The sequence below is a fragment of the Actinoplanes sp. SE50/110 genome (genome assembly GCF_900119315.1).
Lineage (GTDB): Bacteria > Actinomycetota > Actinomycetes > Mycobacteriales > Micromonosporaceae > Actinoplanes.
Window position 1 is genome coordinate 2,197,885 of sequence record NZ_LT827010.1, and the last position, 14,173, is coordinate 2,212,057.

Below are 14,173 nucleotides of genomic sequence, written 5' to 3' on the forward strand. Positions count from 1 at the left end.
TGACACGAGTCAATCACGCGAAGGCATGGCGGTGGCCGGTCGCCGCATGGTGGTGGGCTCAGCCGCCGACCCGGATCGGGTCCCCGGCCGCGTCCGCCACCTCCATCAGGCTCATCTCGTGGCGCTCCGCCTCGTAGGCCCGGTGCCCGCCCCGCAGACCGAACAGCCGCTTCGACACCAGCAGGTAGACCACCGCCGCCACATTGATCACCAGGGTGGCGATCCGGAACCAGGTGAACCGCTCGGTCAGCTCGTAGATCTCGATCGGCAGCCCCAGCGACGTGGCCACCAGCGCGAAATACTCGCCCCAGCGCTTCAGCAGCCACAGGCCGGTGCCCTCGGCGAGCTGCAACACCCCGTACCCGATCAGCGCGATCCCGGCCCACAACAGCGTGTCCGACCGGGCCTCGACAACCCGCCGGATGGTGTCCACGACCGCCGAATGCTGCAGATCCCAGCCGATCTTGTCGGTGAACGGCTTGAGCAGCGGAACATCCTCGTGGAACGCCCGCTGCACGGCGTCCCGGCTGCCCCGGAACTGGATCACCCCCCAGCCGGCGGCGAGAACCAGGATCCCCTTGACGAACCGCTCCACCGCCAGCAGCCGCAACACGATCGCATCCCGCAGCGCCCGCCCCCGCGGCACGAGCGGCGCGTCAGCGGCCGGACCCGACAGCCGCGGCTCACCCAGCACGAAATCCCCGCAGCGCAGACACCGCCACACCGGGCCGAGCGCCGTCTCCGCGTGCAGCCGGGCCCGGAACTCCTCCTCGACCGGCGCATACGTCAGATGTCCACGGCGACCGCAGACCCACAGGTTCACATCCACAGCTCAGTTGATACAACATCGGGTCACCCCCCCCACGACCCGCGGCGGCCGGTACTGCTCCTCGACCGTCCGGGAGCAGGCCGAAGAAGGCGTCACCCGGGGTCAGTGCCGGCCGTCGGGGTCGCAGTATTCGACCTCGTTCGTCGGGAAGAACGGGCCGATCAGGATGCCCCGGCGGAAGGGCAGGCCGCGGGGCATGTCGTCGGCCGCCGCCTCCATCGTGAACTGCTGCAGGACCTGCAGGCGGCGACCGGCGATCCGGACCGGGCGGCGGACCACGTACAGGGCGGACCACGGGCATTCGTAGTAGCAGGTGCCGCCGCCGGGGGTGCGCAGCGGGGTGATGTCGCCGGCGGCGAGGGCGGCGTCGATGTCGGCTTTGACGGCGAGGGTCGCGGCCGGGTCCGGGTCGTATTCCCAGAGTTCGCTGATGGCCTGGATCGCCCGGTGGTCGCGCTGCCAGCGGGGGAGGGTGACGCGGTCGGTGAGGCACCACGGGTCGAAGCGGGCGCCGCCGGGGAGGGTGGCCGGGTCGGGGCGGGCGATGGGGCGCAGCGCGCGGTAGCTGTCGAGGAGGCCGGGCATGGCGGCCAGCTGGCCGGCGTGGAACCAGAGTTCCAGGGCCTGCTTGAGGTTGTTCTCGATCAGCTCGTGCAGGGCGGGGTTGTGCTGGGTGGTGCGCAGGCCGACCGCGTAGTCGGCGGCCGCGGCGGCTTCGGCGACGAGCTGCTTGAGCCGGTTGAAGGCTTTGCGGCGGTTGTCCGGGACGCCGGCCTTCTCCAGGGCGAACAGGGCGACGTCGACGTGTTCGCGGACCGGGGGGACGGCGGCCAGTAACGCGCTGAGGTGTTCCGGCGGGCACGGTTCGACCTCGGCCCACATCGGCAGTCCGGCGGGCAGGCCCAGCTCGGCGCTGATGTCGTAGTCCGGGTTGACGCGGGCCTGCCGGGCCCGGGACACCCAACCCTCGACGGCGCTGAACCAGCGCGCGGTCTGCTCGTAGGTGACCGGCGGCACGTAGCCGACCGTGCCCGGGTTGGCGGCGTAGTCGGCGTCGAGGAAGGTTTCGCCGAGGGTCTGCAGAACGAAGCCGTTCCATGCGGCCAGCAGCTGGCTGCCGATCGCGACCGGGGCGTTCCACACCGAGGTCCCGTCGGCGCCGAGCTGCTCGCGAACCTTCTCCGCGGCCATCAGCTCGTCGTAGGCCACCCGGCCCGCGGTGCGCAACGCCTCCAGCAGGGACGCGTCGCGTTCCCGGCCGAGGGTGGCGCGCATCCGGGTCATCAGGGTCGGATTCAACGGGTCGGCCATCGGGTTCCTTCACTTCTCGGCGCGGGGTCGTCCACGGTAGCGGCCGGCGGCTACACCCGGTACGACTCGCCGTGCGAGTCGACGCAGTGCCCGCCCGGGTCGGCGAGGTCGACCTCGTAGCCGGTGGACCGGGTGGGGTCGGTGTCGGCGTGGTCGACCTGCAGCGTGCTGTGGGTGATCTTGTAGTCGCGGCGGAGCAGGCTCTCGATATCGGAGCGGACGGCGTGGCAGTCCAGGCCTTCGGCGACCAGCACGTGCGCGGAGAGCGCCGGCTGGCCGGAGGTGATCTGCCAGACGTGCAGGTCGTGGAGTTCGACGACGCCGGGGACGCCGGCCAGGCGGGCGCCGAGGGCGGGCGGGTCGATGCCGGTGGGCGCGGCCTCCAGGAAGATCCGGCCGGATTCGCGGATCAGGCCCACCCCGGCCTTGACCATCAGCACCACGACGATCAGGGTGGCGATCGGGTCGGCCCGGGTGAAACCGGTGGTCACCATGATCACGCCGGCGATCGCGGTGGCGATGAAGGCGAACAGGTCGTTGAGGACGTGCTGGAAGGCGCCTTCGACGTTGAGGCTGGACCGGTTGGCCCGGCTCATCGCCCAGGCGGCGCCCAGGTTGACCACGATCCCGACCAGCGCGGTGATCAGGACCAGGCGGCCGGCGACCGGGGGCGCTTCGATCAGGCGGCGGATCGACTCGACGCCGAGCCAGACCGCGAGGATCAGCATGGTCAGGCCGTTGGCCTGGGCGGACAGGATCTCGGCGCGTTTGAGGCCGAAGGTGTAGCCGCCTCGCGGCGGGCGGGCCGCCAGCCGCATCGCGACCAGGGCGAGCACGATCGCGCCGGCGTCGGTGAGCATGTGGGCGGCGTCGGAGAGCAGGGCGAGCGAGTGGGCGATGAGACCGGCCACCACCTCGCCGATCATGAACGCGCCGATCAGGCCGAGGGCGAGGCTCAGCCAGCGCCGGTCGGCGTCGGCGGCGACCCCGTGACTGTGCCCGCCGTGGTCATGGTCATGGCCGTGATCATGGTGCTCGTGCTCGTGCTCGTGTGCGTGGTCCATACCCAGGGCCTCTTCTCCCGCTTGCAGTCGACGAGCCTACGCCGCCCACGCCGGTACGATGGCGGCCCCGGGCGGAGCTGACCGACGTACCGGCCGATCGGAAGCGGCCGGAACGCCGGCGGACCGGAAGCGGTCAGGCGGTCCAGGGGCCGACGCCGCCGACCCGGTCGACCCGGTAACGGGCGATCCACCCCTCGGCGCGTGGTGCCGGGAACGTCTGCTCCGGCCCGAGGTAGACCTTGGCCAGCCGATCCAGCAGGTCCCATGCCCGGCCGGTGTGTTCGAGCGTGGCGTGGCAGCGCAGCACCGCATGCTCGGCCAGGAAGACGCCGGGCCGGCGCGGGGCGTCGAAGGAGAGCACGACCCGCGGGTCCCGCTCGATGTTGCGCAGCTTGGTCCGCCAGCCGAGGTGGCCGCTGACGACGTCGTCGCCGTCCAGCCCGATCCAGATGGCGGACACCTGGGGGCTGCCGTTCGCGTTGGTGGTGCTCAGATGGGCGATGGGTCCGGATTCGATCAGATCGCGGAGTTCCTTCGGCAGAGCGCTCATCCTCGGACCATAGCGACCGGGCGCTCGCGAGTGCGGATGCTGACGCCGGGCGCCCGCCCGGTCCGACCCTCCCGGCGAAATCCCGCGAAGGTCACGGTGGTCCGGAGGAGCCGCGGCTAGGGTGAGGAAATGCAGATGATTCGGCATAAATCGCTCAAAATGGCACTCGCCTTCTCGGTCAGCGCCGGGATGGGACTCGCCGTCGCCGCACCGGCCTCCGCCGCCTCCGTCTGGACGCCGGTGAAGAACACCGCGCTGGCCCAGCTGATGACCGACGCGGCGGCGCCCTCCCTGGTCACCGGCACCACGCTGCTACCCGCGGGGGTGGCCGGCGCCCGGCTGCTGCCGTCCGGGTCACCCGCCGGACCGGTGCCCGGCTGGCTGAAGAAGGCCCTGCTCACCGGGAAAGACCTGCCGGAGGGGTATCAGCCGGTGCCGGACGCGCTCAAGGCGTTCAGCGACACCGGCTCCAAGGTCGGCGACTGCGGCACCAAGCCTGCCGACACCAAGCCCGGCGACACCAAGCCCGCCGACACCCCGCCCACCGGCACCAAGCCGCCGGTCGGCCCCGGCGCCGGCATGCCGGCGCATCCCGGCCCGCGGGCCGCCGTCGCGCCGCCGCCGGTCAACCCGATCAGCCCGCCGCCCGGCCAGACCGCGACACCCGCGCAGCAGCCGGTCGCGCCGCCGCAGCAGCCGGTCGCGCCGCCGCAGAAGCCGACGGTCCCGCCGCCCGCCGACAACCCGCCCGCGAAACCGGCGGACCCCACGGTCCGGGCCGCGTTCATGAAAGGCGACGCCGGGCCGGTCCTGATCGAGGTGATCAACCCGGCCGGGGACCGCGCCGCCCGCGACATCGTCGGCCAGGTGGCGCAGGCGCCGCGCCGGTGTCCCTCCTACGACGAGGGCAAGCCGGGCACGCCGGACGCGCTGCACATGGTGACGATGCCGCTCAGCGTGCCGAAGCTCGGCAACCGGTCGGCGGGCGTGCACTTCGAGGTAGACATGACCAGCCCGCGGGTGACCGTGCACGGCAAGATGATCGCGGTCTCCGTGCGCGGCGTGGTGGTCACCGTGCTGCTGGCCAACCTGGAGCCGCCGGACCAGCACGAACTGGAGACGATCACGCGGACCGCCGTCCGCAAGGTTCAGCATCAGCGATAGCGGACCGTGAGGGAACGGCGGCGTCAGATCGACGCCGCCGGTTTCTGCAGGATCTCCTTCGCCCCGGCCGGCAGCGGCTCGCCGTGCCCGGGCAGGATCGCCCGCACGTCGAGGGTGGACAACCCCGGCTCCGGTGGTGACGAACAGACGGCGCCGGCTGATCCGGAAGCGGTCATCCGCCATGCCTGCCGCATCGGCTGCCTATTGTGGAGGGATGCCGACCCAGCGCCTGGTGGCACATCTGCGGGAGCTGGGCTTCTCGCCGTACGAGGCGCGCTGCTACGCCGGCCTGCTCGGCGCCGGTCCGCTGACCGGGTACGCGGTCGCGAAACTCACCGGCGTTCCGCAACCCAAGGTGTACGAGACGCTGCGCCGCCTGGTCGCCCGGGGCGCCGCCGAGCAGGCGCCCGGCCCGCCGATTCGATTCACCGCCGTCGACCCGCAGGACCTGTTGAACCGGCTGGCCGCCGCGCACGCCGCGCAGATCGCCGCCGTCCGGGCCGCCGCGGAACAACTGCTGGCACTTAAGATCGGCTCTCGTCGTAGCGAGCACTACTGATTCGAGGCTGCCCCCGTTGTCCGCGAACCTGCTGGCCCTCATCGCCGTCATCCTGCTGCTCACCTACTTCGCGATCCTGGTCGCGCTGCACGTGCGGGACACCCGGCACCACCCGCTGCGCGACGCGGTCAGCGACTACGGTGTCGGGCCCACCGCCGGCCGGTTCCGGATCGCGGTGATCGCCAACAGCCTCGGCATCCTGGCCATGACCGGCGCCCTCGCCGACGAGCTCGGCCTGCTCGGCTTCACCCACAGCGACTACGTCATCCTGCTGCTGATCCCGATCACCCGGCTGGCCCTGGCCTTCTTCCCGGCCGGCATGGACAGCACCCGGACCACCTGGACCGGCCGCATCCACCTGATCCTGGCGATCCTCTCGTTCACCTTCGTCTACCTCTCGGTGGCCCAGCTGACCACCCCGCTGACCAGCTTCACCAGCGACACGGTCGGGCTGCTGCTGCTCACCCTGCGCTGGCTGGCCGCCTTCGGCCTGGCCGCGGTCGTGATCACCATGCTGGCCCCGGCCCTGCGCCCGTTCTTCGGCCTGGCCGAACGGATCTATCTGGCCACCACCAACCTGTGGTTCCTGGTCGTCGCCCTGTTCCTCACCTTCCACCGATAGCCGGCCGGGTGAGCCGTTACAGTCGGAGGTCCGGCATCGTCGTTCGGCAGGGGATCCCACCATGAGCTACGCCGTTGACTTCACCACCGTCTCGACCACCGGCCTGGAATCGTCACCGGTCGCCGACGCGCTCGCCGGCCTGCGCGCCAATGAGGCCCGCTACTTCAAGAACAAGTACGACCACGTCTTCACGGTCGAGCCGGCGACCGAAGCCACGGCGACCGTCGACTGGGTCAGCCACATCCTGAAAGCGGAGCGCGGCATCGTGATCGCCTCCCCGCCCCTGGAAGCCACCCGGTTCCAGGTCGAGAACATCAAGATGGCGTACGTCTTCTACCGGAGCGGCCTGTCGATCAACGTGATGTACACCGTCGACGAGGGCGGCAAGCGTGCCGTCGGCTTCAAACTCTCCGACGGCATGGACATCCCGGAGGAACTCGGCGCGTTCAAGTTCGCCCGCCAGAAGTCCAAGCTGGCCGGCACCATCCGCGGCTCCTACTTCGTCATCAAGAACGAGTACTGACCGCGATCGCACTGCGACATCTCTCTGCCGAACGCTGACGGCATTGACGCATCCCGCTATCGCCCCAGCGCGTCGCGGCTATCATGCGGCGCATGATCTCGACCGAACACCGTGGACGGCGTGCCGCCGGTTCTCTGAAGACCTGGGCGGCGGGTGCCGTGGGTGTCACCCTCGCCGTTGCCGTCACACCGCACGCCGCGCTGGCGTCGGCCTCTCCGGACCTGCGCGCCGAGTCCACCCAGCTCACCGACGTGGTGCAGGCGGGCAGCACGATCGACCTCCCGGTGATCGTGGACAACGTGGCCCGGGCGGGTGAGGAGGGCACCACCGCACACGGCGTTTCGATCAGCATCATGGCCGGCGCCGACAGCTTCGTGACCCGGCATGACAACTGTTGGTACGGCGCCTACAGCACCACCTGCCGGTTTCCGGGCGTCGTCGTCGCGCCCGGCGATCGATACGCGCTCAGTCCGGAGACACCGCTGGCGTACCGGGTCGCCCCGGACACCCCGGAACTCGAGAACGCCCGGGTGCTGTACTCGGTCCACGCCATGAGCAGCGAGGACGACCAGCCGCCGTGGGACACCCGGCAGGGTGACGGACCCTCACTGGTGCTGGTCGCAGGACCGGGTGCGAAACCCGCGGACGACCGGAACAACGCCGGCACCATCACGTTCCGCACCGGTCCGAACCCCACGGACATCGTGGCGGTCGGTACGCAGGTGAGCGCAACCGGCGGTGAGTCGGTCCCGATCGCGTTCGGAGTCCGCAACGACGGCCCGGCGTTCATCGACCCGACCAGCGGGCGAGCCGCGTCCAACGGGGAGCCGGTCTGGGTCGACTTCGCCGCGCCGTCCGGTACCGAGGTCGAGTCGATCGATTCCCGATGCGCCCCGTTCGTCGACGGCGCTGTCGACCGGAGTCGTGCCGGCGCGGCGGGATTCGCGCGGTACGAGTGTGGTCTCGGCGTCATCGACCTGGACGGGTATCCCGTGGGCTGGTCGGAGCTGTGGAGCGGCACGCTGAAGGTCACCGGTACCGTGTCCGGCCCGGGCACCGTCACCGCGCACATCAGCCAGGCGGAGGGCGATCCGGCGAACGACACCGCCCCGATCGAGATCACCCAGTCCTGAGAACGGGCTCGGCGGGAGCGCCATGACCCGCTGACCGGTCTGGTGCCGTCGCCGCCGGCGCCGCGGATTCCGAGCCGTTCCGGTCGCGGGACGAGGAGTCGGGCAACGGTCGCCATGCTCTCCGGCGCTTCCAGCCGCTGCGCTACCCGATGAGGGGGCAGGGCGTGAAGGCCGTCGCCGGGCCTTCACGCTGAGGTCCCGGCGACGGCCCGGGACCGGAGTTGTTCCGCGGATGGCCAGGTGGTCAGTGGTTGTTGGGACTGAAGTGCATGTAGTCCTTCAGGGAGTGCCAGCGGCCGCCCCAGTGGAAGCCGCTGCTCGTGAAGGCCAGTTCGGCGCCGCCGGGGTGGATCATTCCGGGGAGGTAGGGGCCTCGGGGGATCCAGGGGGCGCTGTTCGGCGGGTCCAGGTAGTCGCCGCGGATCATCGGGTTCTGGCGGGGGTTGACGTCGATGGCCAAGCCGTAGGCGTGCTGCGACCACCGGGTGGTGCCGGCGATGTTGCGGCATTCGTAGCCGCTGGTCAGGGCGGCGCGGTCGGTCAGGTCGGGCATGTTCTCCGCGAGCGGCTCCATGGCCATGATCGGGAAGTGCCAGGCGTACAGGAGGGCGAAGGCGTTCTGGGTGGCGGGCACGATCGACTCGTTGACGATCAGGCTGCCGTCGTGCGGGTCGCCGTTGAAGTCCTCGTAGGTGACCCAGACGCGGCGCAGGGCGGTGGCGGGGACGGGGCAGTTCGGGGCGGTGGGGGTGGTGACCGGTTCGACCCGGGTGTGCCAGGGCGGGCGGGGCCGGTAGGAGGCGGACAGGCGCAGGGCGCTGTCCGGGTGCGGTACGAAATCCGCCGGCAGGTCGTTCCATCGCTGCAGTTGCCGCGCCTTGAGGCCGTAGCGGGCGGCGATCGCGGGCAGGGTGTCGCCGGGGCGGACGATGTGCGCCGCCGGATGGGTCACCGCTGTGCGGGGTGGGCCGGCGGGCGCGGCGACGGCCGAACCGGTGGAGGCGGCGGCCGGGAGCGTCAGGAGCGCGGCGAGCAGTCGGGTGAGCACGAACAGGACGTTGCGGCATGGACGAGGCACGGCGGGCGCGGATGGCCCGTACGTCCATCAAAAGGTTCGACAACCGGTGGCCGGGAACGTTCAGATTCGGCGGCGAGCGGTCGATGAGCAGGAGTGCAGACAGATACGGAATGAGTGCTTTCGGTGACGGATACCCCCCAGGTGCGCCCCAGCGGGCCGCAGACCGCTGAGCTGTCCGGCCTCGAGATAGTCGAGGAGCTGGGTCGTGGCGCATTCACCATGGTGCATCACGTGCGGCGCGGGGAGCACGACTACGCGCTGAAGCGGCCCCTCGCGGATGCCGGGGAGCTGCCCGAGCTGCGCACCGCGTTCCAGCGCGAGGCGGCGCTGCTGGCCTGCATCGACGACCCGGGCGTGGTGGGGGTGCACGCGGTCGGGGAGATCGACGGCGTACCCGGGCTGGTGCTGGAACATCTGTCCGGTGGGGCGCTTTCCGACCTGCTCGTCTACGGCATCCTCAGCCAGGAGCGGTGCGTCGAGCTGGCCGCGCAGCTGACCCGCGGGCTGGCCGCCGCGCACCGGGTGGGCCTGGTGCACCGGGACATCAAACCGGACAACATCATGATCGCCGGGGACGGCCGGGCCAAGCTGATCGACTTCGGTCTGGCGCAGCTCGGCCGGGACACCGATGCGGACTCCGACCAGGCGGTCGGGACCTTCCTCTACACCTCGCCGGAGCAGTCCGGGATGCTGCGCCGGCCGGTGGACGGGCGGTCCGACCTCTACTCGCTGGGCGTGGTGCTGTTCGAGTGCCTGACCGGACGGCTGCCGTTCGAGGCCGACGACGTGGGGGAGCTGCTGCGTCTGCACCTGGCGGCGCCGGTCCCGGACGTGCGGGAGAAACGGCCCGACGTCGACCCGGCGTTGGCCGCGGTCGTGCACCGGCTGCTCGCCAAGGACCCGGACGACCGCTACCCGGACGCGGCCGGCCTGCTCAGCGCCCTGCGGCACTGCCCGGGCGGCGCGTCGGCCGAGGAGCCCGCGGCGAGTCGATGGCCGATGTGCGGGCGCGACGCCGAAGCCGACCGGCTGGCCCGCCGCTGGGAACGGGCCCGGGCCGGGCTGGGTGGGGTGGTGCTGATCCACGGCGCGGCCGGCTCCGGGCGGACCCGGTTGGCCGAGCACGCCGCCGGACTGGCGAGCGTCAGCGCGATGCCGGTGCTGTGGGGCACCTGCCGGCCGGACGAACCGGCCCCGCTCGCCGTGTTGCGCGAGGCGGTGCAGGCGTCGATGGCGCGGGTCCAGCGGCTGGCCGACGAGCCGCGGGCGGCGGCCGAGAAGAACATCGCCGAGGCGGCCGCCGCGGCCGGCGTCGCCCAGGTCATCAAGATCTTCGGCGATCTCGGGCTGCTCGACGTGAGCGGCCAGCCGGCCGCCGGTGACGAACACGTCTTCGCGGCCGGCGCGGCCTTCCTCGGCGACCTGGCCCGGCGCGCCGACGGCATGCTCCTGGTGATCGACGACGCGCACCTGCTGGACAACGCGACCCGCCAGTTGCTCGCCGCGCTCGCCCCGGACCTGCCCAGCCTGCCCCTGCTGGTGCTGATGACCGACACCGGGGACGGCGCCGCCGACCTCGGCGTGCCCGGCACCCTGGAGCTGACCTGTACCCCGCTGCCGCCGCCGGTGGTCGGCGAGGTGGTGGCCTCCCGGCTGCCCGGCGCCGCCGTCCCCGCCGAGCTGGCCCGGCACGTCACGGTCCGCACCGACGGCACCCCGCTCGCCGTGGTCAGCTACCTGATGCGGTTGCTCGACGCCGGGCTGCTCGGCCCGCTCTGGGGCACCTGGCACCTGGACACCGTCGGCGCGGACGCGCTGCCGTCCGCGTCCGGGATCCGGGACCTGCTTGCCGCCCGCCTGGCCGGGCTGTCCGAGCCGGTTCTCGACGTGCTCACCACGGCCGCGGTGGCCGGCGTCCGGTTCCGGCCCGAGGGGCTGCCCGGCGACGGCGAGAGGACCGCGCTGGAGGCAGGTCTGGAGCGGCACGTGCTCGAGGTGCGGGCCGGCGGGTGGTACGCGTTCGTCCACCCGCAGCTGCGTGACACCCTGCTGGAGCGGCTCGGCCCGGACGAGCTGCGGCAGCGGCACGCCGCGGCCGCCGCCGCCCTGGAACGGCTTCCCGAGGAGCTGCGGGACGAGGCGCACGCGTACGCGGTGGCCCGCCACTACCAGCGGGCCGGCGACGCCGCGCCGATCGCCGACCGACGGCGCACCGCGGCCGCCGCCGGCCTGCGCGCCCTCGCCGACCAGGCGCCCGAGGAGGCGGTCGGCTATCTGGTCGAGGCGATCGACGGCGACCCTGCGCCGGCCGCGGCGATGCTGCACTCGCTGGCCGAGGCCTACCTGCGGGCCGGGCGGTTCCCGCAGGCCGAGGCGACCCTGGACCGGGCGCTGGCGGTCGAACCGGACCGGGTGGCCCGGGCCCGGATGCACCTGACCCGGATCGAGCTCGCCCACACCATCTGGGACGACACCCGGGCGCTCGAGGCGGCCCGGGACGCGCTCACCGAGCTGGGCCGGCCACTGCCCCGGCACCCGCTGCTGCTCATCCTGTCGACGCTGGCCTATGCGTTCGCGGGTGCCGTCGTCCGGCGTACCAAGATCGGTTTCGGTCGGGCCGAAGGCCAGCGGCGCGAAGTGCTCGCCGCGCTGACCGCTGTCCTGGACGCCGGAGGGTATGCCGCCATCATCGGCCTGCGCCTGCGCGAAGCCGGCATCCTCGGGATGCGGGCCATGTACGCGGTGAACCGGCTCGGCCCCAGCCCGGAGTACGCCCGGGTGTACGCCCTGGTCGGTTACGTCAGTTCGCTGATCCGGCTCCGCAGCACCGGGCAACGCTGCCAGCGCCGGGCCATGCGGATCGCCACCGATCTGGGCGACCCGGTGCTGATCGCGTACGTGGATTGGATCAACGGCTGCTCGATGCTGCTCGGCGGGTACGACGACGGCAGCACCTGGGAGAAGGCGATCACCCGCAACGCCCGCTGGTACGAGCCGGCCCAGCTGCTGCCCGGGTACGCCTCGCAGGGGCTGCGGCTGCTGCTGCGCGGCTACCCGGCGGACGCCGAGCGCGAGTACGAGCGCGGGCTGCGCGGCGTCGCCGACCCGGCGCTCACCTACGGCACGTCGCTGTCCATGCTGGGCGCGATGGTCCCCGCCTACCAGGGCCGGTTCGGCGAGGCGGCGGCCGCCGTGAAGCGGCTGCGCGACGCCATCCCACCCGGCACCGGCACCCGGGTGCAGCACGCCAACATCCTCGTGGCGGCCGCCGCCGTGCTCCTCGAACAGGGTGAGATCGGCGAGTCGTTCGACGAGGTGATGGCCGAGTTCCGCGGCCTCGGTCTGCGCACCCGGGATCTGATGGTGCAGCACAAGTGGATCCTCGCGTTCGCGGCGCACGCCCGGCTGATCCGGCTGCGGTACAGCAGTGACGAGGACCGGCCGGCCCGGCTCGCCGAGGCGGTCACCGCGATCCGGGAACTCGGGCGGGCCGGCGGCTCACCGCTGATCAAGCTCTCCTACCGGCTGTCCCAGGCGTCGCTCGCGCAGATGAGCGGCGACCAGGAACGCGGGCTCAAACTGGCCGACGAGGCCGAGAAGACCGCCCGGGCGCTGGACGCGCCGATGGCCCACTACGAGATCTGCAAGATCCGGGCCCGGGCGCTGCGCGCCCTCGGGTTGAACCACGAGGCCGACCGGCAGGCCCGCTCCGCGCTGGCGCTGGCCACCTTCTACGGCTGGGAGCAGCGGCGGCGGCAGACCCGCACCGAGTTCGGGGTGGACGAGGGGGCGAGCACCCATCGCCGTACGGTCGCCGAGCGGCGTGGCCCGGCAACCGGCCGCAACCGGCGGCTGGAGGCCCTGCAGCAGGTCAGCACGGCGGCCGCCACCGTCCTCGACCCGCAGCAGCTGGCCCAGGTGGCGCTCGACGAGACGCTGCGCATCCTGGGCGCCGAACGGGCACTGTTCTTCCTGCTCGACGAGGCCGGGGAACCGGTCCGGTTCGCCGGCCGGGACGCCGCGGGCGAGCTCACCGACACCATGGAATACGGCGCCACCCTGGTCCGCCGGGTCGCCGAGACCGGCGAGGCGGTCGTGGTCACCGGCACCGAACAGGGCGCCGCCCTCGGCTCGCGCAGTGCCGTGGCGCACGGCCTGCGCAGCATCCTGGTCGCCCCGGTGCAGTTCAAAGGCCGGCTGATCGGCGTCGTCTACCTGGACAGCCGGCTCGCCCGCGGCATCTTCACCGACGACGACGTCGACGTGCTCACCGCGGTCAGCAGCCACGTCGCGATCTCCCTGGAAACCGCCCGGGCCGCCCAGCTGCACCTGGCCGTGCAGGCCGCGCAGCAGCAGCAGGCGCTCGCCGAAACGCTGCGTGCCAGCCTCGCCGAACTGACCTCGATCCTGGAACCGGACCGGCTGCTGCGCCGGCTCAGCGGCACCCTGCAGAGCACCCTCGGCGCCGGATCCAGCTGCCTGGTCAGCCCGGACGGCGAAGTCCTGGAACCCGCAGAGATCGCCGGCGGCCGGCTCACTCCGGACGAGGTGGCGCTCGTCGGCGGCCTCACCGAACCCGCCCTGCTCGACCCGGCCGGCACCGGCGGCCTGCGGGAACGCCTGCTTGCCGGCGACCCGGTCGCGCTCGCCGTGCCCCTCGACGGCCGGGACGGGCGCGCCGGGACGGTGCTGCTCGGCGGCGCCGCGCTGGACGACACCAGCCGCCAGGTCGCGGCCGCGCTGGCCACCCAGGGGATGACCGCCTACGACAACGCGCGGCTGTTCAGCCGGGTGCAGGAACTGGCCACCACCGACGAGCTCACCGGGCAGCACAACCGGCGGCACTTCTACGCCGTCGCCGGAGCGCTGGTGCAGGCCGCCGCCCGCAACGGACGGCCGCTGGCCGCCGCGATGCTGGACATCGACAAATTCAAGAGCGTCAATGACACGTACGGTCATGGCGTCGGCGACGAGGTGATCCGCACCGTGGCCCGGCGCATCCGGGCCGTGCTGCGGCACTCCGACGTACTCGGCCGCTACGGCGGCGAGGAGTTCGCGATCGTCCTTCCCGACCACGAAGGTGAGGCGATGGAACTCGCCGAGCGGGTCCGGATGGCGGTCGGCGGCGAACCGGTGGCGACCCAGGCCGGACCCCTGCCGGTCACGATCAGTATCGGGCTGACTCGACTGGGTGACGACGACACCGCACTGGACGATCTTCTCGCTCGGGCCGATCACGCCCTGTACCGGGCAAAGGAAGCCGGCCGCAACCGCGTAATGGCCGATTGAGTCGGAAAATTGCCTGCTTAACCGGCTCGCCAGGTATCGACGGCCCCCTTA

12 protein-coding genes are annotated in these 14,173 nt (G+C 72.2%); 6 read left to right on the forward strand and 6 right to left on the reverse strand.

All coding sequences use genetic code 11. The features are described 5' to 3' along the window. Window positions 1-58 precede the first annotated feature (58 nt). The 4 genes from ACSP50_RS09855 to ACSP50_RS09870 all read right to left on the reverse strand — a co-directional run bounded on the left by ACSP50_RS09855 (window position 59) and on the right by ACSP50_RS09870 (window position 3,754). Window positions 59-829, reverse strand: coding sequence for a DUF2127 domain-containing protein (locus tag ACSP50_RS09855; RefSeq protein WP_043511109.1), 771 nt, complete (start codon window positions 827-829; stop codon window positions 59-61). 102 nt (window positions 830-931) lie between these two features. Beyond that, entirely contained in the window at window positions 932-2,140 is a 1,209-nt protein-coding gene (locus ACSP50_RS09860; RefSeq protein ID WP_014689026.1) for a hypothetical protein, read from the reverse strand. A gap of 50 nt (window positions 2,141-2,190) precedes the next feature. Then, window positions 2,191-3,204: a cation diffusion facilitator family transporter gene (locus ACSP50_RS09865; RefSeq protein ID WP_014689027.1), complete on the reverse strand. Its 1,014-nt coding sequence runs from the start codon at window positions 3,202-3,204 to the stop codon at window positions 2,191-2,193. A gap of 133 nt (window positions 3,205-3,337) precedes the next feature. After that, window positions 3,338-3,754 carry a PPOX class F420-dependent oxidoreductase gene (locus tag ACSP50_RS09870; protein WP_014689028.1) on the reverse strand — a complete coding sequence of 139 codons (417 nt, stop codon included), beginning with the start codon at window positions 3,752-3,754 and terminating at the stop codon, window positions 3,338-3,340. Window positions 3,755-3,883: 129 nt separating this feature from the next. Here ACSP50_RS09870 and ACSP50_RS43800 point away from each other — a divergent pair, with 129 nt between their 5' ends. Continuing rightward, complete coding sequence (locus tag ACSP50_RS43800) at window positions 3,884-4,918, forward strand: hypothetical protein (protein WP_231957100.1); 1,035 nt, start codon at window positions 3,884-3,886, stop codon at window positions 4,916-4,918. Between the two features lie 23 nt (window positions 4,919-4,941). Here ACSP50_RS43800 and ACSP50_RS43335 read toward each other — a convergent pair whose 3' ends face one another. Continuing rightward, the gene (locus tag ACSP50_RS43335) at window positions 4,942-5,094 is read right to left on the reverse strand and encodes a hypothetical protein (RefSeq protein ID WP_197688125.1); all 153 of its coding nucleotides are present in this window, start codon (window positions 5,092-5,094) and stop codon (window positions 4,942-4,944) included. A 38-nt stretch (window positions 5,095-5,132) separates the two neighbouring features. Here ACSP50_RS43335 and ACSP50_RS09880 point away from each other — a divergent pair, with 38 nt between their 5' ends. The 4 genes from ACSP50_RS09880 (at window position 5,133) to ACSP50_RS09895 (ending at window position 7,755) form a co-directional block, all read left to right on the forward strand. Continuing rightward, a complete protein-coding gene (locus ACSP50_RS09880) occupies window positions 5,133-5,477 on the forward strand; it encodes a TrmB family transcriptional regulator (protein ID WP_014689031.1) in 345 nt (114 codons plus the stop codon). A gap of 16 nt (window positions 5,478-5,493) precedes the next feature. After that, the gene (locus ACSP50_RS09885; protein WP_014689032.1) at window positions 5,494-6,099 is read left to right on the forward strand and encodes a DUF998 domain-containing protein; all 606 of its coding nucleotides are present in this window, start codon (window positions 5,494-5,496) and stop codon (window positions 6,097-6,099) included. Window positions 6,100-6,160: 61 nt separating this feature from the next. Beyond that, window positions 6,161-6,622 (forward strand): hypothetical protein, encoded by a 462-nt coding sequence (locus tag ACSP50_RS09890; RefSeq protein ID WP_014689033.1) that lies wholly within the window; start codon window positions 6,161-6,163, stop codon window positions 6,620-6,622. A gap of 92 nt (window positions 6,623-6,714) precedes the next feature. Next, the gene (locus ACSP50_RS09895) at window positions 6,715-7,755 is read left to right on the forward strand and encodes a hypothetical protein (RefSeq protein WP_043511114.1); all 1,041 of its coding nucleotides are present in this window, start codon (window positions 6,715-6,717) and stop codon (window positions 7,753-7,755) included. A gap of 244 nt (window positions 7,756-7,999) precedes the next feature. Here ACSP50_RS09895 and ACSP50_RS09900 read toward each other — a convergent pair whose 3' ends face one another. Next, on the reverse strand, window positions 8,000-8,803 hold the full coding sequence (locus ACSP50_RS09900) for a M15 family metallopeptidase (RefSeq protein ID WP_014689035.1): 804 nt from the start codon (window positions 8,801-8,803) through the stop codon (window positions 8,000-8,002). Between the two features lie 153 nt (window positions 8,804-8,956). On the opposite strand from ACSP50_RS09900, the gene ACSP50_RS09905 reads away from it, so the two are divergent. Next, window positions 8,957-14,122: a diguanylate cyclase gene (locus ACSP50_RS09905; protein WP_014689036.1), complete on the forward strand. Its 5,166-nt coding sequence runs from the start codon at window positions 8,957-8,959 to the stop codon at window positions 14,120-14,122. Window positions 14,123-14,173: the final 51 nt, after the last annotated feature.